Annotated in this window: 1 protein-coding gene; it reads right to left on the bottom strand. The window is 62.1% G+C overall.

What is annotated here, in order from left to right; translation table 11 throughout:
* Window positions 1-42: 42 nt before the first annotated feature.
* Window positions 43-673: Vat family streptogramin A O-acetyltransferase (locus AACS18_RS04060; protein ID WP_108613772.1), on the bottom strand; the 631-nt coding region annotated here is incomplete at its 5' end.

Genomic DNA, 673 nt, shown 5'->3' with positions numbered 1-673 from the left:
GGGGTTAGTTGCATAGTGCTTCCTGCTTGATGGTGGTTGTCTCTATGGGGTTGCCGCTTCCAGCGCGGCTATTTCGCCGCCGCTGATAAGCGGCAGGTTGCGGCTGATCTGCTCTACCGGCCAGTCCCACCAGGCGATGGCGTTGAGACGGGCGATGGTGTCGTCGTCGAAGCGGTAGCGGATCACTTTCGCCGGGTTGCCGCCGACCACGGCGTAGGCGGGCACGTCGCCGGTGACCACGGAGCGGGCGGCGATGATGGCGCCGTTGCCGACTTTTACTCCCGGCATGATCAGGGCGTCATAGCCAATCCAGACATCGTTGCCGATGACGGTATCGCCCTTGTAGGGGAGGCTGCCCGGGGCGGGTGCGGCATGCTCCCAGCCGTTGCCGAAGATAAAGAAGGGGTAGGTGGAGAAGCCGGAGGTCTGGTGGTTGGCGCCGTTCATGATGAACTTCACCCCGCGGGCGATGGCGCAGAACTTGCCGATGATGAGCTTGTCGCCGATGAAGGGGAAGTGGTAGAGGACGTTGCGCTCGAAGCCCGTCGAATCCTCCGGGTCGTCGTAATAGGTGTAGTCACCCACCTCGATATTGGGCCCCTTGATGGTGTTCTTGATAAAGCACACCTGGGGAAAGCCGTTCATGGGGTGGGGATTGGCGGGATCGGGTCCG

Source organism: Aeromonas sp. HMWF015, assembly GCF_963878965.1.
GTDB classification, from domain to species: domain Bacteria; phylum Pseudomonadota; class Gammaproteobacteria; order Enterobacterales; family Aeromonadaceae; genus Aeromonas; species Aeromonas veronii.
The sequence above is the reverse complement of the archived record's forward strand: the minus strand, read 5'-3'. Positions and strand labels throughout refer to the sequence as shown.